The organism is Xanthomonas axonopodis (genome assembly GCF_001304695.1).
Classification (GTDB): Bacteria; Pseudomonadota; Gammaproteobacteria; order Xanthomonadales; family Xanthomonadaceae; genus Xanthomonas; species Xanthomonas axonopodis.
Window position 1 is genome coordinate 20850 of record NZ_JFAQ01000049.1, and the last position, 21621, is coordinate 42470.

A 21621-nucleotide genomic window follows, 5' to 3' on the forward strand; every position below is an offset into this window, starting at 1 on the left:
ACCACCATCTGTGAGAGAGAGAATCGCAATGTCCACCTTGCACACCATGCGCCTGCATGCCCTGGCCTGTGCGGTCGTGTCCTGCCTGTGCGCGCCCGCCGCGCTGGCCCAGGACACCGCCGCCGCTGCGCCGGCCACTCCGCCGGCTGCCGACAGCGCCGCGGTCAATCTGGATTCGGTGTTCGTCACCGGTATGTCCACCGCCACCACCAAACTCAAATCCAGCGTCTCGGTCAGCACCGTCGGTGCCGAGGCCATCGAACAATCAGCGCCGCGCAGCACGGCAGAAATTTTCCGCAACATTCCCGGCATCCGCTCCGAATCCAGCGGTGGCGAAGGCAATGCCAACATCGCCGTGCGTGGTTTGCCGGTTGCATCCGGCGGCGCGAAATTCCTGCAGCTGCAGGAAGACGGCCTGCCGGTGATGGAGTTCGGCGATATCGCCTTCGGCAACTCGGATATCTTCGTGCGTTCGGATTTCACCCTGGACCGCATCGAAGCCATCCGCGGCGGTTCGGCTTCCACCTTCACCAGCAACGCGCCCGGCGGCATCATCAACTTCATCAGCAAGACCGGCGACACCGCAGGCGGCAGCGTCGGTGTCAGCCGCGGCCTGGACTACGACAACACCCGCATCGATTTCAATTACGGCGCACCGTTCGCGGAGCAGTGGCAGTTCAACATCGGCGGTTTCTTCCGCCAGGGCGATGGCGTGCGCGATGCCGGTTACACCACCGACCAGGGCGGCCAACTCAAGGCCAACCTCACCCGCCTGTTCGAGAACGGCTATGTGCGCCTGTACGGCAAATACCTCAACGACCGCGCCGCCGGCTACCTGCCGGTGCCCACCTCGGTGCGCGGCCGCGATGGCTCGCCAGACCTGGGCGGCTTTCCCGGTTTCGATCCCGGCAACGACACCTTGTACAGCCGCAATTTCCGCACCGACGTGGGCCTGGACGGCAACAACCAGCCGCGCCGCACCGATCTGGGCGACGGCATGCACCCCATCTCGCGCACCATCGGGGCCGAGGCCTGGTTCGACCTGGGCAATGGCTGGAACCTGAACGAGAAGTTCCGCGTCGCCGACAACAGCGGCCGCTTCGTCAGCCCGTTCCCGGCCGAAGTCACCGACGCCGCGTCGCTGGCCGCTTCCATCGGCGGTGCCGGTGCGCAGCTGGTGCAGGCCAGCGGTCCCGACGCTGGCCAGGCCTATACCGGCACTGCGATCCGCACGCACCTGTTCAACGTGGCCATCAACGACCTGGGCAACGTCACCAACGACCTCAGCGTCTCGCGCGCGTTCGGCGGCGACGGACGTACGCTGAATCTGCGCATGGGCTATTACAGCTCACGCCAGACCATCGACATGGACTGGACCTGGAACTCCTACGTGCAGAGCCTGGGCCGCAATTCGCGCTTGCTCAACGTGGTGGATGCGGCGGGCGTCTCACGCTCGCAGAACGGCCTGTACGCCTACGGCACGCCGTTCTGGGGCGACTGCTGCGTCACCCGCAGCTACGACGTGCGTTACGACGTCAACGCACCCTACGTTGCGCTGACCTTCGACAGCGGCAAGTTCAGCATCGACGGCAGCCTGCGCTACGACATGGGCGACGCACGCGGCAGCTACAACGGCACCGCCATCGTACAGAACCTGGACGTCAACGGCGATGGCGTGATCCAGCCGGTGGAACAGCGCGTGGCCACGGTGGATACCGCCAATTCGCGCCCGGTGGACTACGACTGGAACTACCTGTCGTACTCGCTGGGCGGCAACTATCTGATCACCGACGACCTGGGCGCGTTTGCGCGCATCAGCCGCGGCGCACGCGCCAACGCGGACCGGTTGTTGTTCGGTGTGGTGCGCGACGACGGTTCGGTGTCCTCCGAGGAAGGCGTCAATGTGGTGCGCCAGGCCGAAGCCGGCCTGAAGTGGCGCCGCGACGGGCTGAGCCTGTTCGCCACCGCGTTCTCGGCACGTACCCAGGAGCAGAACTTCGAAATCACCAGCCAGCGCTTCTTCAACCGCAGCTACGAAGCGCACGGCGTGGAACTGGAAGCCAGCTATCGCCATGAAGGGTTCACCCTCAACGGCGGCCTGACCTGGACCGATGCAGAAATCTCGCGCGACCAGATCACCCCGGAAAATGCCGGCAACGTGCCGCGTCGGCAGGCCGATGTGGTGTGGCAGCTCACGCCCAGCTACCGTGGCGAGAACTACCAGTTCGGCGTGAACCTGATCGGCACCACCGACGCCTACACGCAAGACGCCAATCAGTTGAAGATGCCCGGATACACGCAGGTGAACCTGTTCGGCGACTACCGCATCACCGATGCGCTCACCGTGGCGCTCAACGTCAACAACCTGTTCAACACCTTTGGCCTGACCGAAGCCGAAGAAGCGACCATCCCGGCCAATGGCATCATCCGTGCGCGTTCGATTGCCGGCCGTACCACCAGCATCAGCCTGCGTTACGACTTTTAAGGACCCGGCGCCGGGCCCGGCCCGGCGGCTTCCCATGAGCACCTGCCCGATTGATACCGCCGCAATGCGCGCGGCCTTTGCCGCGCCGCTGGACCGGCAACGCGCCGACGTGCTGTTGTCGCGCTACGACCAGCACGCCTCGCGTTTGCTGGATGCCTTGCACGCGCTCTACGGCCAGCGTGCCGACTATGCGTCGTGGTTGGCGCAATGGCTGGGCGAAGTGGCCAATATCGCCTGGCAACGCCCGCAAGCACTGCAAACGCTCGACAGCACGCGGCACGCCGGTTGGTTCGGCGAGCAGCACATGCTCGGCTACAGCGCCTACGCAGACCGCTTTGCCGGCACGCTGCAAGGCGTGGCCGAACATGTGCCGTATCTGCAGGAGCTGGGCGTGCGCTACCTGCATCTGCTGCCGTTCCTGCGCGCACGCGCTGGCGACAACGACGGCGGCTTTGCAGTCAGCGATTACGGCCAGGTGGAACCCAGCCTGGGCAGCAACGACGACTTGATCGCGCTCACCACGCGCCTGCGCGAAGCCGGCATCAGCCTGTGTGCGGACTTCGTGCTCAATCACACCGCCGACGATCACGCCTGGGCACGGGCGGCCCGCGCCGGCGACGCACGTTATCTCGACTACTACCATCACTTTGCCGCCCGCACCTTGCCCGACCGGTACGAAGCCACGCTGGGGCAAGTGTTTCCGCACACCGCGCCCGGCAACTTCACCTGGGTGGACGATGCCGCGCACTGGATGTGGACCACGTTCTATCCGTATCAATGGGATTTGAACTGGAGCAACCCGGCAGTATTCGGCGACATGGCCCTGGCGATGCTGCGACTGGCCAACCTGGGCGTGGAAGCATTCCGCCTGGACTCCACGGCTTACTTGTGGAAGCGCATCGGGACCGATTGCATGAACCAGCCCGAGGCGCACACCCTGCTGGTGGCGCTGCGTGCGGTGACCGATATCGTCGCACCGGCGGTGGTGATGAAGGCCGAAGCCATCGTGCCGATGACGCAGCTGCCACCGTACTTCGGTAGCGGCACGGACCAGGGCCACGAATGCCATCTGGCATATCACAGCACCTTGATGGCGGCCGGCTGGTCGGCACTGGCCCTGCAACGCGGCGACATCCTGCACAACGTGATCGCGCACAGTCCACCGTTGCCGCGCAACTGTGCGTGGCTGAGCTATGTGCGTTGCCATGACGATATCGGTTGGCATGTGCTGCAGCACGAAGCCTCCGGCAATGCCGCGCAACCGCCGTTTTCGCTACGCGATGTGGCGCGCTTCTATGCCAACGCGGTGCCGGGCAGTTACGCGCGCGGCGAGAGCTTCCAGAGCAGCGGCGACGGCGTGCATGGGACCAATGGGATGGCTGCCGCACTTGCGGGCATACAGGCCGCGCAGGACGCAGGCGATGCGGCGGCGCTGGCGGTGGCAGTGGACCGGTTGGTGTTGCTGTATGCCATCGCCCTTGCCATGCCGGGCGTCCCGTTGATCTATATGGGCGACGAATTGGCCATGATCAATGACCCCAGCTACCGCGACGATCCGCACCGCCGGCATGAAGGCCGTTGGCTACATCGGCCTGCGATGGATTGGCAGCTTGCCGCCCAGCGTCACGATGCCAAGAGCCTGAGTGGCACGGTGTACCGGCGCTTGCGTGGATTGATCCGGCAACGTGCCGCGCTCACCGCGTTGGCGGCGGATCAAGCGCTGGGCAGCATTGCCTTGAACGACTCTCGCGTGTTCGCGTTGACGCGCGGCGACAGCTTTATCGCCTTGCATAACTTCAGCGACCAGTCGCTCAAAATGGAGCTTGCCGCAATCGGCGCCAATGGATGGACGCTGCTGGCCATCGATGACGTGGTTGATGGCGCAGCCGTGAGCGACGATGTATCGATCGTGCTTCCGGCTTACGGCGTGCGTTGGCTGCAGCGTGAGGACTGAGCATGCACTCGATCGGCGTGAGCGGCAAATTGCCGCGCGTTTGGTGAGCCGCACCGTCGCTCTTGAAGCCCGTTTCGCGCTGCCTCTTTGCTAATGCAATTGCAGCACGGCCCACGCACCAGTCGCGCGCGAGCCGTGCCGTGAGCCCCGACGGGGACGGGGCTTTTCAGGACCAGCAATTTCCAGGATCAGCGCTTTGCCAGCGCGAGCAGGGTTTCTGCGGCCTTCTCCGACGAGGCCGGGTTCTGACCGGTGACCAGGGTGCCGTCGGTGACCACGTACACGCCCCAATCGGCGCCCTTTTCGTATTTGCCGCCGAGTTCGGTCAGCACGTCTTCGACCAGGAACGGCACGATCTTGGTCAGGCCCACGCCCTCTTCTTCGCTATTGGTGAAGCCGGTGACGCGGCGGCCGTTGACCAGCGGCTTGCCGTCGCTGCCCTTGACCCGACGCAGCGCGCCGGGTGCGTGGCACACAAGACCATGCGGCTTGTCGGCCTTGGCGAACGCTTCGATCAGCGCGATGGAATCGGCGTCTTCGGCCAGATCCCATAGCGGGCCGTGGCCGCCCGGGTAGAACAGCACATCGAAGTCATCGGCCTTGATGTCGGCCAGACGGTGCGTGCTTGCCAGGGCTTTTTGCGCCTCGGGATCCTGCTTGAAGCGCCTGGTCGCCTCGGTTTGCGCGCCGGGCTCGTCGCTCTTGGGGTCCAGGGGCGGCTGGCCGCCCTTGGGCGAGACCAGGGTGATCTCCGCGCCTGCATCCTTGAACACGTAATACGGCGCGGCGAATTCTTCTAGCCAAAACCCGGTCTTCTTGCCGGTGTCGCCGAGCTGGTCGTGGGACGTCAGCACCATCAAAACTTTCATCGCATTGCCTCATGTCATGGCCCAACTGGGCAAGGCGGCCAGCGTGGAGTTCAGCCCGTTGCAGCCTCGTGTAGGGCACGTGGTGCCCGCCGCATATGTTCATGAATGTAGCGATTGCGTTGCAACAGAACGAATGCGACCGACAGCCATGGGCCGCAGGTGCCTCATGTATACGCCGGCTCCGGCTCGCCATCCGCGCCCAGCCAGCGACTGCTCGCTAGGCGTTGTGAGCCACTCTGGGGCGCCGCGATTCGCCGCAACGGCAGCAAGTGCCCTGCCTTATACATTCATTGCCGGCGGCTGCAGTTGATCCATTCGGATGCGGTTGGCGAACAAGGAGAACGCCAACATGCCGGCCAGCCCGCTGACACGGCTCACCCACGGCGGCAGCCAACGTGGTGCGAGCAGTACGCCGCTGTCGAACAACGGCGCAAAGCGCGCCACATCGCCCAACGCCATCTTGCCGGCGAACAGGTAACGGCACAGCTGCAGCTGGTCGCGCTGCAACGAATGGCGGAAGAAGGTGTGCACCGCCACCAAACCGCGCAGATACACGGTGTCCTTGGTGAAGGCACCGCCGCCACCGGTCGGCACGCCGCGGAACACACGCTGCGCCGACGAAAAACTTTCTGCAGCGCTCTGCCCGCCTGCGGTGAAGTAGCGAAATACCTCGATGAAATCCGCACCCGAGCGCGCCATCGCAATCGCTTCGATACGCAGACTGATGCGCTTCATACGTTCGATATCGATGCTGCCGGTGATCTGCTCGGCAAACGTGGCCAGGCCTTCCTGCGTTGCGGTCGTGCGCGGGGAAGAAATGCCCAGGCTGGGTAAATGCACCTGCGCGCGACCGTTGAGCGCCGTCAGCGAATGCACCAGCGCTTCATGATGGAACAGCTGCGCGCGGTCGTAATCGCTGAACGTGGCGCCGGTGCGCAAGCGAATACGGTTCGCGCCAGCGGCCGCCTTGGCGAGCAGATCCGGATCGAGCGTGACGGTGATGACGCGCCGCTCGAAAAACCCGTCCAGGTCGTTCTGCAACTGCATGCGCAATGCCGTCGCCGAGACCGGTACCTGCTCTTCCGGCGCCATCAGTTCGCGATCCAGTTCCTGCGCGATCTGGATGAAATGCTGTGCCGCTTCGCGGGTGCTCGGCCCGTTGCCCGGCATCGGGTCCTCCGGCACGCCGAACAATTGCGCCGAGTAATCACTCACCGCCGTGGTGCCCAGCGACTCCAGCAAACCTGCTGCAAGACTCCAGCTATGCGCCGAATCGATGAGGTACTCGCCCAGCGGATGATGCGGGTCGGCGTGCTTGGCAATGGCGGCCAATTCGCGCCGGGTGTCGCCGAAATCCAGCGCCGGGTACTCGACCTGCGGCAATTCCGGCTGCCCGCGCGCCACGCTGTCGAGAAACGGCTCCTGCAGCGAGCGCGGCCAGCTGGCCAAGGCCAGCAGACGCACACCGCGCACGGCCTTGACCAAGCGCGCATCCAGCGCCGCGTGATGGACGATGTCCGGCGGCCCCTTGCGCGATGGCATCAGCGCCGTCCGGGACGATCGACGCTGGCCGGCCGCTTGCACGCCCCTTTACCGCGATTGTTCTGCGCAACGCGGGTGGCGAGCTTTTCGGCCGCGCTGGCCACTTCCACCCGCAGCTTCATGTAGTTGGCAACGCGCTCCGGGTCCAGCTCGCCTGCGTCGATCGCCGCACGCACCGCACAGCCCGGCTCGGCGAGATGCGCGCAATCGTTGAAGCGGCACTGCGCCGCCAGGGCCTCCACATCCGAAAAACCGCCTTCGGCCAGATCCTCTTCGCCGGTCGGCTTGAGCTCGCGCATGCCAGGCGTGTCGATCAGGCAGGCGCCGGTCGGCAACGAGATCAACGCACGGTGCGTGGTGGTATGCCGGCCGCGCGAATCGTTCTCGCGCACCGTATTGGTCTTCATCTTCTGCGTGCCGAGCAGCGTATTGGTCAGGGTCGATTTGCCCGCACCGGACGAACCCACCAGCACCGCGGTGCGGCCATCGCCCAGCCACGGCCGCAACGCGGCCACGCTGGCCGGGTCCTTGGCGTTGACCGCCCGCAACGGAATGTTCTGCGCCTGAAGCTCCTCCAGCACCGCCAACGCATCCTCGGCGTATTCGGTCTGGTCGGCCTTGGTCAGCACCACCACCGGCTGCGCACCGCCGCCGCCCACCAGCAACAGATAGCGCTCGATGCGACGCGGATTGAAGTCTGCATCCAGCCCGCAGACGATGAACACCGTATCGATATTGGCCGCGATCACCTGCTGGTGGTAATGCTCGCCGGCCGCCCCGCGCTTGATCGAGGTGCGCCGCGGCAGCAGCGCCACGATGCGCTTGCCCTCCATCAACACCCAATCGCCGACCGCCGCCCGCTCATGGCTCGGGAAGCGCGGCCGCTGCCACTCCGGCAACGACTCCGCCTTGAGGCTGGCCTCGGGCGTATCGGCCACCACATAGCCGGTGCGATGCTGCTCCACCACCCGCGCGGGCAGCGCCTGCGGATGCGCGGCAAACACGGCCTGCCAGGCCGCTTCTTCAGGCGGCCCGGGCCAGGGCCAGCCGATGGATTGGAGGGTGGGGTAATCGGGGGAAGTGTCGCTCATGGGGCGATTCTAGCTGGCTGGCCGCAGCGGCTTGTGCAAGCGTGTCCTGCCCCGCCTGACGTGCCCCTTGACATCGTTTTGCCGATGCAAGCATGTCCGCTTGTCATATTTCCGATACCATGCCAAGCCTCACGCCTACAACCGGCCCGTCGCATGTCCACTGCCCCGCAAAAGCCGCTCGCGATTCGTGAGCGTCTGTCCGAAGTCCGCTACGAAATCCGGGGCGAGCTGGCGCGGCGAGCGCGGGAATTGGAGGCGCAAGGCCGCAAATTGATCAAGCTCAATATCGGTAACCCCGGCGCGTTCGGGTTTCGTGCGCCGGAACATCTGCAGCGTGCCATCGCCGACGACATGGGCCGCACCGATCCGTATACCCATCAGCAAGGCCTGCCGGAAGCGCGCGAGGCGATCGCCACCGCGTATTCGCGCCGCCAGCACCCGGATGCGCACCCGGATCGTATTTTTGTCGGCAACGGCGTCAGCGAACTGATCGATCTGTCGCTACGTGCGCTGCTCAACCCCGGCGACGAAGTGCTGGTGCCCTCGCCCGATTACCCGCTGTGGTCGGCGGCCACCATCCTCAACGACGGACGCCCGGTGTATTACCGCTGCGCGCCGGAGAACGGCTTCCAGCCGGACCCGGTGGAGATCGAGACGCTGGTGTCCTCGCGCACCCGCGCCATCGTGCTGATCAATCCGAACAATCCCAGCGGCGCCAGTTATTCGCGCGAGTTGCTGGAGCGCATCGTGGCGATCGCCACCAAGCACAATCTGCTGTTGATGGTCGATGAGATCTACGATCAGGTGCTGTACGACAACGCGGCGTTCGTGCCGGTGGCGCCACTGGCCGGCACGCACCCGTGCATCACTTTCAGCGGCCTGAGCAAGGTGCATCGCGCTTGCGGTTGGCGCGTGGGCTGGGCGCTGCTCTCTGGCGAACAGGCGCGCATCAACGACTTGCGCAACGCGATGGACCTGCTCGGCGCGTTGCGACTGTGCGCCAACGTGCCGGGCCAGTACGCCATCGATGCGGCGGTGAACGGGCCGGACACCATCTCCGCCTTGTGCGCACCTGGCGGACGTCTGTATGAAACCCGCCGCGCGGTGATCGAGGCCTGCGCGGCCAGCGAGCATCTGTCGCTGGTGGCACCGGCCGGCGCGCTGTATGCGTTCCCGGCGGTGGTGGGTGCAGCGGCGCGCAACTTCGACGACCACGCATTCGCGCTGGACCTGATGAACGAAGAAGGCGTGCTGGTGGTGCCCGGCTCCAGCTTCAACGTGCCGTATCGCCATCATTTCCGCGTGACACTGATGCCGGAAGCCAGCGTGATGCGCGATGTGTTTGCTCGCATCGACCGCGCATTGGCACGCCGCGCCGAAACGGTCACCAAGGTGGTTGCACTCAAGCCACGCAGCGTGGCCTGATGGCCGCGCTTGGCACGCCGCTGCGCTATCTGGCGCTCGGCGATTCGTACACGATCGGCGAAGGCGTTGCGCCTGCACAGCGTTGGCCGTTGCAACTGGTCGACGGCTTACGTGCTTACGGCTGGAACGTGGCGCCGCCGCAGATCATCGCCACCACCGGCTGGACCACCAACGAATTGCAGACCGGGATCGACGTGGCTGCACCGCAGGGACCCTTCGCGCTGGTGAGCTTGTTGATCGGCGTCAACAATCAGTACCGCGGGCGCTCGTTGGACGAGTACTGCCAGCAATTCGAGGCCCTGCTGCTGCGTGCAATTGCATTCGCGGACGGCCACCCGGCACGCGTGTTCGTGCTGTCGATTCCCGATTGGGGCCTGACCCCGTTTGCGCGCGCGCGCAGTGGCGATGCCGCGTTGATCGGTGCGCAGATCGACGCGTTCAACGCGATCGCTGCCGACCGCTGCAGTGCCCATGCGGTGCGCTTTGTCGACATCACGGCCACCGGCCGCGATGGCGGCGATGCGATGGACATGCTGGTGGACGACGGTTTGCATCCTTCCGGTGCGATGTATGCGCGTTGGACAGCATTGGCCCTACCGGCAGCGCGCGATGCGCTGGGGGCAGTTGGATCGTTGGACACGATCGTCTAAGCGCAGCTGACAACCAGGACTGTGCTGCCGCCAGATGGCTGCGGCCGGCACCCCGAATCCGCTCCCGTACGCTGCAGTTCTTGCATGCGGCCCACGAACATCGGATGGCTCCGCGCTACATTTCGGCACGGCACCAAGCCACAGCGCTCATCTGCGTGGTGGCTTTGCACTCGTGGCCTTTGCGCCTGCCTGGCAGCGCGAAATGTCGCACGCAGTCAACGCCAGCCGTCTCTTACGTCAATGCGGCAGAAACACGCGCTGCGGCCAGGTCTTTCGACACGCGCGCGTCAGATACCCGGCACCGACGCGTCCGCGGTCACGCATCGCAAACTGCCAACCCGCCCTATCCCAACCAGCCCGGCAGGTCCTAAGCTAGCCGCGCAGCACGCCTGATTGCCAAGGAACGACATTGCACACCACTGCCACCCAACCGATGAGCCGCGCGCAGGCGTTGCCGATTGCACGCGCATTTCTGCCGGCGCATCCGCTGGGCAACCGCTACGACTACTACTACACGCAAGCCAAGCTGCGCACCGACCCGCTATATCCGGGAGTGCTGGCCGAGCTGCGCAATACCGCTGCGCCGGTGCTGGATCTGGGCTGCGGGCTCGGCCTGCTGGCCCATGCATTGCGCGCCGATGGCCAGGCATTGGCGTATCACGGCGTGGATGTGGATGCGTCCAAGATTCGCCGCGCACAGCACATCGCGCAGCGCTCGAACCTGGGCAAGACCAAGTTCGAGGTGGTCGATCTGAGTGTGGCGTGGCCGCAGCATCGCGGCAGCGTCACCATCCTGGATGTGCTGCAGTATCTGCAAGCTGACATGCAGGCCAGTCTGCTGCGCAGCGTGGCGCAGATGCTCACGCCTGGCGCGAAGCTGGTGATTCGCAGCGCACTGGGCGATGCCAGCGGCCGTGGCCGCACCAGCCGTGTCACCGACGTCCTGGCGCACCTGAGCGGCTGGATGCAGCGGATGCCGCGCAGCTATCCCACCCGCGACAGCGTGCAAGCGAATCTGGATGCGGCCGGCTTGCGCGCTAGGTTTGCGCCGCTGTATGGCAACACGCCGTTCAACAACTGGTTGATCGTGGCCGAGCCACGCTGAGCGCGACTGGCGACGCGCTACACGTGGCGAGCAATCGTGGAGTGGATGTCGAAGGGGCGAAGAACCTGGCATGCATGGGCGGGACATGCCGCCCCGATCCGCGCCCGCCAGGCGGTGAGCGCAGTCGTTTTGTTCGTCGCGCCTAATCCGGCCGCCGGCCCACCAACCCACGCGCCTGCATTGCCTCCAGCACGCCGCGCAGGATGGTGAGGTTGTGGCTGTGCGCGGCGCCTTCGTGCAGCAGCACGATGGCGCCCGGCCGCAGGTCGCGCACGATGCGGGCGATGGTGGTGTCCGGCTCGCAGCGCACGCCGTCGAAGCCACGCGCGCTCCAGGCCACCCGGGTCAGCCCGTGCGCGCGCAGCGGCGAGGCGACGAAGGGGTTGGTCATGCCCACCACCGAGCGGTACAGCCGTGGCGCCTGGCCGGTAATGCATGCCAGCACGCGCTGCGCCTGGCCGATTTCCTGCGCCATCCGCCGCGGCCCCAGCGCCCAGAACCAGGCTTGCGGATGGGTGTGGCTGTGGTTGCCGATGCCATGCCCGCGCCGCACCATCTCGCGCACCAGCTCGGGCCGCTGCTCGGCACGCGTACCGACCACGAAGAACGTTGCCTTGGCGTCGTACGCATCCAGCAGGTCGAGGATGGCCGGGGTGTCGTCGGACGGGCCATCGTCGATGGTCAGCCACACCTGCGGCGCCCGATCGGGTAATCGCGCCAGCACCGGCGCATACAGCCGCGCGCGCGGCAGGAACACCGGCACCACGAACAGCGCATGCGACAGCAGCAGAGAGGGCAGCCCCCAGGCCCAGCCCAAATGCCACCACAGCAGGGCCACCGCCACCTGCGAGACGGCCAACAGGCCCACCCAGCGGTACGGGCGCGAGGGGGTGCGATACAGCGTTTCCGGCGTGGTCATGCCCAATGATGCCATGCGGCGTAGAATGCCCGGTCTCCACGCCGCCACCGAAGTGCTGCCATGTCTCTCGATTCCGCCTTGCGTTCCCGTATCGATACGCTGCTGCAATCCAGCCGCGTGGTGCTCTTCATGAAAGGCCAGCCCGGCATGCCGCAGTGCGGTTTTTCGGCCAAGGCGGTCGGCGTGCTGGACGGCCTGGGCATCGACTATGCCCACGTCAACGTGCTGGCCGACCAGGAAATCCGCGAGGGCATCAAGGCCTACGGCGACTGGCCGACCATCCCGCAGCTGTACGTGGACGGCGAGCTGATCGGCGGCAGCGACATCATCGTGCAGATGGCCGATAGCGGCGAGCTGAGCAGCATGCTCGGCCTGCAGGCGCCCGACCGCAGCCCGCCCAAGATCACCATCACCCCGGCCGCGGTCGAGATGCTCAAGGGTGCGCTGGCCGATGCGCCGGATGCCTCGCTGACGCTGGCCATCGATGCCAATTTCCAGCCGAACTTCCAGCTGGCGCCAACCAACCCGAACGCCATTGCAGCTGAATCCAACGGGCTGCGCGTGCAGTTCGACCTGGCCAGCGCGCGTCGTGCCGACGGCATCACCATCGATTGGGTCGACGACATCCGCGGCCGTGGCCTGGCCATCGATAACCCCAATGCACCCAAGCCGGTGCAGGAGCTGTCGGTGCGCGACGCCGACGACCGTCTCAAGGCCGGCAGCCTGACCCTGGTGGACGTGCGCCCGGCCGACGAGCGCGCGCTGGCCACGGTGGCCGCACCGTTCCGCACGCTGGATGCGCACGAGCGCGCCGCCATCGAACAGTTGCCCACGGACACCCCGCTGGCGTTCCTGTGCCACCGCGGCGGCCGCAGCCTGCAGGCCGCCGAACATTTCCGTGGCCTGGGCTTCACCAATGTCTACAACGTCACCGGCGGCATCGATGCCTGGTCGGACGAGGTGGACAACGGCGTGGCGAAATACTGAGCAAGACATCAGCGGCAGTCGCACGGTCGCGGCGGCCGCGCACCGGTCATGCTCCCTGGGTAGACTACCGCGCTTGCGACAACTGCGTGACCGCAGCTTCCTCAGAAGCAGGCTAGGCCGGCACGTCGCATACCGAAAAGGGCGCTCCTTGGAGCGCCCTTTTTTTCATGGATCAACCTGCACAAGGACATCGCTGCAATGCAGACCCGCCTGCTCTCTGTGGCCCTGGCCGCGCTGCTGCCGTTGGCCACCCACGCTGCCGAACCGTCGCGCGCGGTGCTATTGGTTCAGACCTATGACAACCAGCCGTCCGACGAGCCGCTGGAATACATCCCGGTCTGGCTCGGCAAGGGCGTCGCCCCTACCCAAGGCGCTGCTGAGCCAGCCGTTGCAGGTCTTCAACGCAGGCGTTTCCACCGGCAACGTGCGGCTTGCGGCACTGACGGTGGACGACAACAGCCTGTGCGGCGGCACAGCGAAGCTGCGCATCAAGGGCAACCCGATGCTGTCCAATTCGCCGCTGCTGTCGACCGAAGATCTGAATCCCGGCAAGCGCTTCGCCGGCCGCGCGGCCACCGCCAGCGAACAGGCCGAGTTGTTCGCCCAGGTGAACAATACCGCGCAGCTGCGCAAGCGCATCAAGCCGGCAGCCCTGGCGCAGGCGCTGGCCGGGTTCAATGCCGATCGCGCGCAGGATCTGGCCGCACTGCAGATCGTCACCGACACGCAGCAACCGCAGCGACGCGTGGCAATCCTGACCTCCAACCATCCCATCCAGACCGACAACCCGGACAACCCCACCGGCGTGCTCGTCGTCCTTGCGATCTTCGAGCATGACGGCAGCCGTTGGCAGTTCCGCAGGGGTCACGCTGCCAGCGGCTGCGACGATTGCGAAGACCTGCCGCTGCGCACACATCTGCTGCAGTTCGGCGATATCGACGGCAACGGCACGCTCGATTTCATGCTGGCCGAAAGCGGCTACGAAAGTTACGGGTTCTATCTGCTGCTGGGCGAAGGCACCAGCTGGCGTTCGGAAGCACTGCCGGGCGGCTGCTGACCGGCTTTGACTGCTTACGCGCTGCTTGTGCGGCATGCGCATAGCGGAATCTTCTGCGTTGCCATGCCCACGTCTGCCCGGCGGCCGCACGGTGGTTACCCGCGCTGCGCGGCAGATCTCAATCTTCGGGCATGTAGATGTCAATGCCGGTCTTCAACCGGCAAATCCACCGTCATCCAGAAACTGCTGCTCTTCTGCCGCGGTTTCACGTCCCAGCACCGCATTGCGGTGCGGAAGCCGGCCAAAGCGCTCAATGATGCGCTGATGTTCCAGCGCCCAACGAGTGGTCTCCGCATCGCCCAGTGCAGTGATCAGCTGCACCGCTCGCGCCTGATCCTCGGCGTCTTCGGCATGCTCGAAGGGCAGATAGAAAAACAGCCGCAGTTGCGCCGACACCTGTTGATCGAAGCCGCTGGCGAGCGCCTGCTTGGCGTGCCGCAGTGCCAGGCCGTCGGTGGCATAGGCATGCGCTCTGCCGCGGAACGCATTGCGCGGAAATTGATCCAGCAGGATCAGCAAGGCAAGTGCGTCTTCGGCGCGCGCCATCCACTGCGCGTACTCGCCGCGTGCGGCGGCGAGATGCTGCTCGCTGAAATGCTGGCGAACATTGGCATCGAAGGCGTCGTTGTGCGTGAACCAGCGCGCCGCGCCGACCAGCTCCCAGAAAGCCAACACCACATCGGCCTGCTTGTTGCGCTCTGTTTTGGCAGTCATCGACACATCCCCTGACGAATTCGGCACAGCATGCACGGGTACATTTGATGAGCCCGCCGCTCTCGACTTCCAGCACTTGGCAAGCACGCTGCCGACGACTAGGTTGGCGGCTGACGTTTTCGTATTTACCGGGGAAATCCATGCGTTCCATCCTGTTCGCCGCGCTGGGCGCGGCGGTGCTGTGCGGGCCTGCGTCTGCGACAGCGGCGGCATCGCGCTTCGTGCAAGACCCCTACCCCAGCACCTATCGCGCGCGCGTCCGCTCCGGTGCTGATCCAGCAAGCCACCGCCCTTACCGGCACCGGCGAGCGGCTGGACTGCGGTGGGCAGGGCGCTCGATGCGCCCGCGGACGTGCGCCGTATCGACGGCACCGGCAAGTGGGTGACGCCCGGCATCATCGATGTGCACTCGCATTTGGACGTGTATCCCAGCCCGGGCGTCAGCGCGCATAGCGACGGCAACGAGATGACCGCACCGGTGACGCCCAATGTATGGGCCGAGCACTCGATCTGGCCGCAGGACCCCGGCTTCGGCACTGCGCTGGCCGGCGGCATCACCTCGCTGCAGGTGTTGCCGGGCTCGGCCAATCTGATCGGCGGGCGCGGCGCCACGCTCAAGAACGTCGCCTCCACCACCTATCAGGGCATGAAATTCCCCGGCGCACCATGGGGCCTGAAGATGGCCTGCGGCGAAGACCCAAAACGCGTGTACGGCCAGAAAGGTGGCCCGGGCACGCGCATGGGTAACGTGGCCGGCTACCGCGCTGCGTTCATCGATGCGGCCGAGTATCTGCAGAAGAACGTACCGAAAAAGAAAACTGCCAACAAGCGCCATTGGTGGAGCCGCGGCGGCGACAACGACAGCAGCGGCGATGCCGGCGGCAAGCGTGATCTCAAACTCGACACACTGGCCGGCGCCATCAACGGCGATATCCGCGTGCACATCCACTGCTACCGCGCCGATGAAATGGCGACCATGCTGGATCTGTCCAAGGAGTTCGGCTTCCACATTGCCGCCTTCCATCACGGCGTGGAGGCGTACAAGCTGGCCGACCGCCTGGCACAGGAAAACGTCTGCGGCGCGCTGTGGGCCGACTGGTGGGGCTTCAAGATGGAAGCCTTCGATGGCATCCAGGAAAACATCGCACTGGTCGATCGCCCGGCCAATAGCTGCGCCATCGTGCACTCGGATTCGGAAGAAGGCATCCAGCGGCTCAACCAGGAAGCCGCCAAGGTGATCGCCAACGCGCGCCGCCGCGGCATGGAGATTCCACCAGAGCGCGCCATCCGCTGGCTCACCAGCAATGCCGCCAAGGCGCTCGGCATCGAGCAGCAGACCGGCGCACTGGAGCCGGGCAAGATGGGCGATGTCGTGGTGTGGAACGGCAACTCTTTCAGCTCGTATGCACTGGCCGAGCAGGTGTATATCGACGGCGCGCAAGGTGTACGACCGCCATAACCGCGCACTGCAGCCGGTGTCGGACTTCATGCTTGGCCAGGAGATGGCACGATGAGCCGCGCCACCGTTGTGCACCCGCGGTTGCGCGCGATCGCGGCAATGGTGATGGCCGCGCTGGCACTGCCGGCCTTCGGCCAGCAGGTATTGATTCGCGGCGCTACCGTGCACACTGCCACCGCACAGGGCACCCTGCAGAACACCGACGTGCTGGTGCAGGGCGGCGTGATACGCGCCATCGGCCGCAACCTGGCAGTCCCCACCGACAGCCGCGTGGTCGAAGCAAAAGGCCGCCCACTGCCGCCGGCCTTGTTCGGCGGCATCACCGAGATCGGTATCGAAGAAGTCTCTGGCGAAGAGAGCACGGTGGACAGCGGCGTCAAACTGGCCGATCAGCCGATGCGCCCGGAATTCGACGTCACCCTGGCCTACAACCCCGACTCGGTGCTGGTGCCGGTGACGCGCGTGGAAGGCATCAGCTTCACCGCGCTGGGGGCGACCACCAGCGGCGCCTTCATCACCGGCCAGGGCGGCATCGTGCGGCTGGACGGCAGCCCGGATCCGGTAGGCCCGCATGCCTTGTTTCTTCGCATCGGTGCAGCGGCCTCCGATCTCACCGGCAGTTCGCGCGCAGCGCAGTGGATGCTGCTGGATCAACTGGTCGCCGGAGCACGCGGGCGTATCCCGGCCGATTCGCCGCATGCATTGCTGACCCCGGTTGGACGCGGTGTCCTCGCGCACTATCTGGCCGGCCAGGGTCGCATCGTGGTGCAGGTGGAACGGGCAGCCGACATCCGTCAGCTGTTGCGCTGGGCGCAGCGCGAAAAGGTGCGCATTGCCATTGCCGGCGGCGCAGAAGCCTGGAAGCTCGCGCCACAACTGGCGCAGGCCAAGGTCCCGGTGCTGGTGGACGCATTGGCGGATCTGCCATCGACCTTCGACCAGATTGGCGCGACGCTGGAAAATGCTGCACGTCTGCGCGCTGCCGGCTTGGAGGTCAACTTTACCCAAAACGGCGATGCCTCGCACAACGCGCGCAAGCTGCGCCAGCTGGCCGGCAATGCGGTTGCCAATGGCTTGCCATGGGAATCGGGCCTGGCCGGTTTGACCCGTGTTCCGGCAGACATCTTCGGCGTAGGCGATCGCATCGGCAGCATTGCGGTCGGCAAGCAGGCCGACCTGGTGCTGTGGGAAGGCGACCCGCTGGGTGTGGCGCATCATGCCGAGCAGGTCTGGCTGGGCGGCCGCGACATGCCGATGCGATCGCGCCAGAGCGAGTTGCGCGACCGCTACATGCGGCAGGCCGGGCCCCTGCCGCGCGCCTATCTGAAGTAGGCGTGCAGTGTGTCGCTCAAGCGTCACTTGAGCATGGTCTTTCGTGGTTGGTGTGCCGGCAAGAGCCGGTGCCGGCGCACCGCTTCACCGCTTCGCTGCTGTGCACAGGGGATATGCTGCCGTGGCGTCCTGCCGCGTCTAGCTGGCGGCCTTCGCTGTCGTGATGTCTCCCACCAGGCCTATCGCATGTTTTCGGTCTCACTCCTGACAGCGCTTGGCCACCTCGGCGTCTTGCCCAGGCACATGCCACGTGCCCACCTCGCCGCTATGCGACCGTGAGTTCGCTCTTCCACGGTAGCGGCTTGCGTTCGATCGATCGTGTGGTGTTGCGCCAGCCACCTGCCAATCTGCAGCGCGGCATGGAAGCGGTGGGTGGGCGCCTGATTCTCACCGCCGATGCGCTGCTGTTTCAGCCGCATGCGTTCAATGTGCAGAACCAATCGCTGAGCGTGCCCTTGCGGCAGATCGTGGCGACGCAGCCCTGCTGGACACGCCTGTTCGGCCTGCTGCCGATCGCACCGACGTCGCTGGCAGTGCGGCTGGATGACGGAAACCAATACCGCTTCGCGATCGGCAAGCGCATGCAGTGGATGGCGGACATCGCCTCGGCACGGGATGCCTTGCGCTGAGCCGCGCAACGACGCCAGTGCGTCGCAGAGGCGGCTAGCAAGGCGACTGCGTCAGCGCCGGGCCGCAAGCTGCCGGTGTTCCCTGCGACATGTCCCGCTCGTGCAACGCAGTTGCCGTACGCCGTCCACGCCCACCCGACAACGGCTCTCGGCGTTGGGTGCCTCGCCACTGGCAGCCACCAGACCTCCTTATTACAGTTGCCCACCGTCCCTGCGGTCAGCGATGCCCGCAAGTCAGCCACGACTCGACCCTTGGTCGCTGGAATTTCGAACAGTGCGTACAATCTCTATCTTCGGCACCACCGGGCATCGCGTGCATGTACCGCAGCCTTGGTTCGCTTCCGGACGCTCACCAGCATGCTTCGCCATCATCCATACACCTTCGCCTGCGCACTGCTGCTGTATGCCGGCGTCAGTGCACCTGCGCTGGCCGACTTCGCGATCAGCCGCAGCGGCGACCGCGTGATCGTCGACAGCGGCGCCGAGCTGGTGTTTGCCATCGATGCGCGTCATGGAGACATCGTGTCGATGCGTTATCGCGGCAACGAACTGCAGACCACCGAATCGAAGGGCTCGCAGATCGCTTCGGGGCTGGGCAGTGCCAGTGTGGATGCACGCATCGTTGGCGGGACGATCGTGGTGTCGGCCAAGGCCGGCGACTTGGTGCAGTACTACATCGCGCGCAAGGGCCGCAACGCGATCTACATGGCCACCTATGCGCCAACCTTGCTGCCGGTGGGCGAATTGCGCTTCGTCGCCCGCCTGAACGTGTCCAAGTTGCCGAGTGCGCAGCAGGAACCCGATTCCAATGTCGGCAAAGCGATCGAAGGCGAAGATGTCTTTCTGTTGCCGGATGGGCGCACCAGTTCCAAATTCTATTCCGCACGTCGAATGATGGACGACCAGGTGCATGGCGTCAGTGGCTCTGGCGTTGCAGTGTTCATGCTGATGGGCAACCGCGAGCGCAGCGCGGGCGGCCCGTTCTTCAAAGACATCGCCACGCAAAAAACCCGCGTGACGCATGAGCTCTACAACTACATGTATTCCGGTCACACCCAGACCGAGGCCTTTCGCGGCGGCCTGCACGGTGTGTACGGGCTGTTGTTTACCGATGGCGGCGCACCATCGAGTGCGCAGCTGGACACCGCATTCGTCGATGCGACGCTGGGCTTGAGCGGTTATGTGCCGGCAGGCGGGCGCGGCGCAGTGAGCGGGCGCGTCGGCGGCGTGCTGCCGGGCCAGCCGGCCGTCATCGGCCTGCGCAATGCGAAGGCGCAGTACTGGGCCACCGCCGACGGCAGCGGCGACTACCAGGTGACGGGTGTTCGCCCGGGCAGCTATCGCATGACGCTCTACCAGAACGAACTGGAAGTGGCACAACGCAACATCGGGGTTTCCGCTGGCGCCACTGCGCAAGCCGCACTGCAGGCAGTTGTCTTGCCGGGCACGGTGAAGTGGCAGATCGGCACTCCCGATGGCACGCCGGCCGGGTTCAGACATGCGGACCTGCTACCGCGGGCGCACCCTTCCGATGCGCGCATGCACTGGTCTGCGGCGACCTACACCGTGGGATCGAGCAGCCTGAACAGCTTTCCGGCGGTGCAGTGGCGCGGTATCAACACCCCGAGCCGGATCGACTTCACCCTGCCCGCCGACGAGGTGCGCGGCTACCGCCTGCGTATCTTCGTGCCGTTGGCACAGGGCGGCGCACGTCCGCAGATCAGCGTGAATGCACGCTGGAACGGCCCGGTGCCTGCCGCGCCCACGCAACCAAAGACACGCGGCATCACGCGCGGCACTGCGCGCGGCAACAATACCCTCTACGAAGCGGACATCCCCGCCTCGGCCTTGCAGGCCGGCAACAACCGCATCGAGATCGGCATTGCCTCCGGCTCCCCGGACAACGGCTACCTCAGTCCGGCAATCGTGTTCGACAGCATCCAGTTGGTGGCGTTGTAGCAGCGCAGAAAGCGCGATCCGCGCAGCGGCCAGGCACGCGCGGCCGGCGCATGGCGTCGGCCTGCAGCGATCAGCCGTTCCGATGTTCTTCGCACCCAGCACCGGCCGTGGAGCGGCACGTTGTTCGCTGCTCCTCATCATTGCGCGCCAGCACGTCCGCGACCACGCGCGGCGCAGGCGCAGGCGCAGTCATCATGCACATCGCTCACCGTGGGCTCTTCCGATATGCGATGCCGAGGTTATGGGCGCCACACACGGCCACCTCGTTGTCATGTCCGCAGCATTCTGCGCAGACAGTCGCTACCAACGCGCAAAGGCGGCGACTTACCCGTCTCTGACAAAAACCGTGTACGTGCCGACCGGTAACGCCGACACGCACAACACAGCAGCCACTGCGTTTACTTCGCATCCAAGGTCGCGCTGACCTTGACCCATCCATTGCCGCGCACCACTTCAAAGCCCGCTTCGGCCACATGCAAATACATGCTGTTGTTGTAGCGGCCATCCTTGGCGCGGTTGTTCTGCAACCAGGTCAGAAACGGCTTGGCATTCACGTTGAGGCTGCCGCTGGTCTTCAGCGTCGGCTGGCCGGCGGTACCGGTCGGGATGAAGGTGTAGACGTAATAGCCGGCAGCGGAGTTAAAGCCTTCCCACAGGTCGAAGGTGCGCCCGCCCGCGGTGATGACCTTGGTCGCAGTCACGGTGCCGACCGGCCAGGAATTGTGGTCGCCCCAGATCATCACTTCCAGCTGTGGATTGCCCTTGGCGGTGTCCGAGCGAAAGAAGATGTCGTAAGCGAAATCACCGGCCAGATTGGTGCCGCCCGCGCTGTAATTGAACTTGAATGGCAGCGAGCTGATCGAGGAAATTTGCTTGGGGAACAACGTGTCGGTGGTCGGATTCCAGCTGTAGTGCCAGCCGCGCGCGATCGCGGGATAGCCATACAGGTTGTAGTCGGCAAAGTTGAACGTGACCGTCAACTCCGGCGTGCTGCCGGTGCCGAACGTGCCCTGGATGATGTTGTTGGGATCGTTGAAATTGTTCATCCACGCATAGTGGTGGCCAAAGATCTTGTACGGGCCGGCGAGCGCCGCCGGGGTGAGTGCGACCAGACCGAAGGCGAGCGCCGCGGTCCACCAGCGCGAGGCGCGCCGCCGCGTGGTCGGCGCACCGGTGCAAGGCTGGACAAGCGAGCTGGATGGGCAGTTGTGCATAGTGGCTCTCCGTATGATTAGGCGCAGCGACGCTGGTGCAGCGCCGTCGAGACCTGCCCTGCGGCAGTCGGGGTTGGACCGTCGCAGCGGCGCCACGCGCGAAACTATCACGATTCCGGCGGCGCTACCCGGCCATGCGCAATAGCGGGCGCCAGCTTGCACTTGCAGCGTGCGCTGGCTCGCACTCAGGTCACCGGATGGGAAAGCAGCGGCGGGTTTCGCGCGAAGAC

Annotated in this window: 15 protein-coding genes, 1 other RNA gene and 2 pseudogenes; 12 read left to right on the forward strand and 6 right to left on the reverse strand. The window is 65.5% G+C overall.

The window, feature by feature from the left end; all coding sequences use genetic code 11:
- The first annotated feature begins 28 nt into the window (after positions 1 to 28).
- Both XAXN_RS05045 and XAXN_RS05050 read left to right on the forward strand, forming a co-directional pair.
- The gene (locus XAXN_RS05045; protein WP_054318739.1) at positions 29 to 2485 is read left to right on the forward strand and encodes a TonB-dependent receptor domain-containing protein; all 2457 of its coding nucleotides are present in this window, start codon (positions 29 to 31) and stop codon (positions 2483 to 2485) included.
- 34 nt (positions 2486 to 2519) lie between these two features.
- A complete protein-coding gene (locus XAXN_RS05050) occupies positions 2520 to 4439 on the forward strand; it encodes an alpha-amylase family glycosyl hydrolase (RefSeq protein ID WP_054318740.1) in 1920 nt (639 codons plus the stop codon).
- 188 nt (positions 4440 to 4627) lie between these two features.
- Here the strand turns inward: XAXN_RS05050 and XAXN_RS05055 are convergent, their stop codons facing one another.
- Positions 4628 to 5308, reverse strand: a complete 681-nt coding sequence (locus XAXN_RS05055; protein WP_054318741.1) for a type 1 glutamine amidotransferase domain-containing protein — start codon at positions 5306 to 5308, stop codon at positions 4628 to 4630.
- 157 nt (positions 5309 to 5465) lie between these two features.
- On the opposite strand from XAXN_RS05055, the gene XAXN_RS20620 reads away from it, so the two are divergent.
- A non-coding RNA gene (locus tag XAXN_RS20620) (sX9 sRNA) lies at positions 5466 to 5541 on the forward strand.
- Positions 5542 to 5587: 46 nt separating this feature from the next.
- On the opposite strand, the gene XAXN_RS05060 is transcribed toward XAXN_RS20620, so the two are convergent.
- Positions 5588 to 6850 (reverse strand): flavohemoglobin expression-modulating QEGLA motif protein, encoded by a 1263-nt coding sequence (locus tag XAXN_RS05060; RefSeq protein WP_054318742.1) that lies wholly within the window; start codon positions 6848 to 6850, stop codon positions 5588 to 5590.
- Positions 6850 to 7941 (reverse strand): ribosome small subunit-dependent GTPase A, encoded by a 1092-nt coding sequence (rsgA, locus tag XAXN_RS05065; RefSeq protein ID WP_054318743.1) that lies wholly within the window; start codon positions 7939 to 7941, stop codon positions 6850 to 6852. The genes XAXN_RS05060 and rsgA overlap by 1 nt, the downstream gene beginning before the upstream one ends.
- Before the next feature lie 153 nt (positions 7942 to 8094).
- On the opposite strand from rsgA, the gene XAXN_RS05070 reads away from it, so the two are divergent.
- The 3 genes from XAXN_RS05070 to XAXN_RS05080 all read left to right on the forward strand — a co-directional run bounded on the left by XAXN_RS05070 (position 8095) and on the right by XAXN_RS05080 (position 11121).
- A complete protein-coding gene (locus XAXN_RS05070; RefSeq protein ID WP_054318744.1) occupies positions 8095 to 9366 on the forward strand; it encodes a pyridoxal phosphate-dependent aminotransferase in 1272 nt (423 codons plus the stop codon).
- Positions 9366 to 10016, forward strand: a complete 651-nt coding sequence (locus tag XAXN_RS05075; protein WP_054318745.1) for an SGNH/GDSL hydrolase family protein — start codon at positions 9366 to 9368, stop codon at positions 10014 to 10016. Before XAXN_RS05070 ends, XAXN_RS05075 begins: the two co-directional genes overlap by 1 nt.
- Before the next feature lie 433 nt (positions 10017 to 10449).
- Positions 10450 to 11121, forward strand: a complete 672-nt coding sequence (locus XAXN_RS05080) for a methyltransferase (RefSeq protein ID WP_054318746.1) — start codon at positions 10450 to 10452, stop codon at positions 11119 to 11121.
- 142 nt (positions 11122 to 11263) lie between these two features.
- On the opposite strand, the gene XAXN_RS05085 is transcribed toward XAXN_RS05080, so the two are convergent.
- Positions 11264 to 12055 (reverse strand): polysaccharide deacetylase family protein, encoded by a 792-nt coding sequence (locus tag XAXN_RS05085; protein WP_174515492.1) that lies wholly within the window; start codon positions 12053 to 12055, stop codon positions 11264 to 11266.
- A 45-nt stretch (positions 12056 to 12100) separates the two neighbouring features.
- On the opposite strand from XAXN_RS05085, the gene grxD reads away from it, so the two are divergent.
- Positions 12101 to 13027 carry a Grx4 family monothiol glutaredoxin gene (gene grxD, locus XAXN_RS05090; RefSeq protein ID WP_054318747.1) on the forward strand — a complete coding sequence of 309 codons (927 nt, stop codon included), beginning with the start codon at positions 12101 to 12103 and terminating at the stop codon, positions 13025 to 13027.
- Positions 13028 to 13225: 198 nt separating this feature from the next.
- Positions 13226 to 14084, forward strand: a pseudogene (locus tag XAXN_RS05095) (hypothetical protein).
- Positions 14085 to 14237: 153 nt separating this feature from the next.
- Here XAXN_RS05095 and XAXN_RS05100 read toward each other — a convergent pair.
- A complete protein-coding gene (locus XAXN_RS05100) occupies positions 14238 to 14804 on the reverse strand; it encodes a DUF924 family protein (protein WP_174515493.1) in 567 nt (188 codons plus the stop codon).
- A gap of 134 nt (positions 14805 to 14938) precedes the next feature.
- Between XAXN_RS05100 and XAXN_RS05105 the strand changes: the two are divergent.
- The 4 genes and pseudogenes from XAXN_RS05105 (at position 14939) to XAXN_RS05120 (ending at position 20177) form a co-directional block, all read left to right on the forward strand.
- Positions 14939 to 16312: pseudogene (locus XAXN_RS05105) on the forward strand (amidohydrolase).
- The gene (locus XAXN_RS05110) at positions 16309 to 17589 is read left to right on the forward strand and encodes an amidohydrolase family protein (protein ID WP_054318749.1); all 1281 of its coding nucleotides are present in this window, start codon (positions 16309 to 16311) and stop codon (positions 17587 to 17589) included. The pseudogene XAXN_RS05105 and the gene XAXN_RS05110 overlap by 4 nt, the downstream one beginning before the upstream one ends.
- Positions 17590 to 17891: 302 nt before the next feature.
- Positions 17892 to 18218, forward strand: coding sequence for a hypothetical protein (locus XAXN_RS05115; RefSeq protein ID WP_054318750.1), 327 nt, complete (start codon positions 17892 to 17894; stop codon positions 18216 to 18218).
- 357 nt (positions 18219 to 18575) lie between these two features.
- Complete coding sequence (locus XAXN_RS05120) at positions 18576 to 20177, forward strand: rhamnogalacturonan lyase B N-terminal domain-containing protein (protein ID WP_054318751.1); 1602 nt, start codon at positions 18576 to 18578, stop codon at positions 20175 to 20177.
- A gap of 398 nt (positions 20178 to 20575) precedes the next feature.
- Here XAXN_RS05120 and XAXN_RS05125 read toward each other — a convergent pair whose 3' ends face one another.
- Positions 20576 to 21391, reverse strand: coding sequence for a GH12 family glycosyl hydrolase domain-containing protein (locus XAXN_RS05125; RefSeq protein ID WP_054318752.1), 816 nt, complete (start codon positions 21389 to 21391; stop codon positions 20576 to 20578).
- Positions 21392 to 21621: the final 230 nt, after the last annotated feature.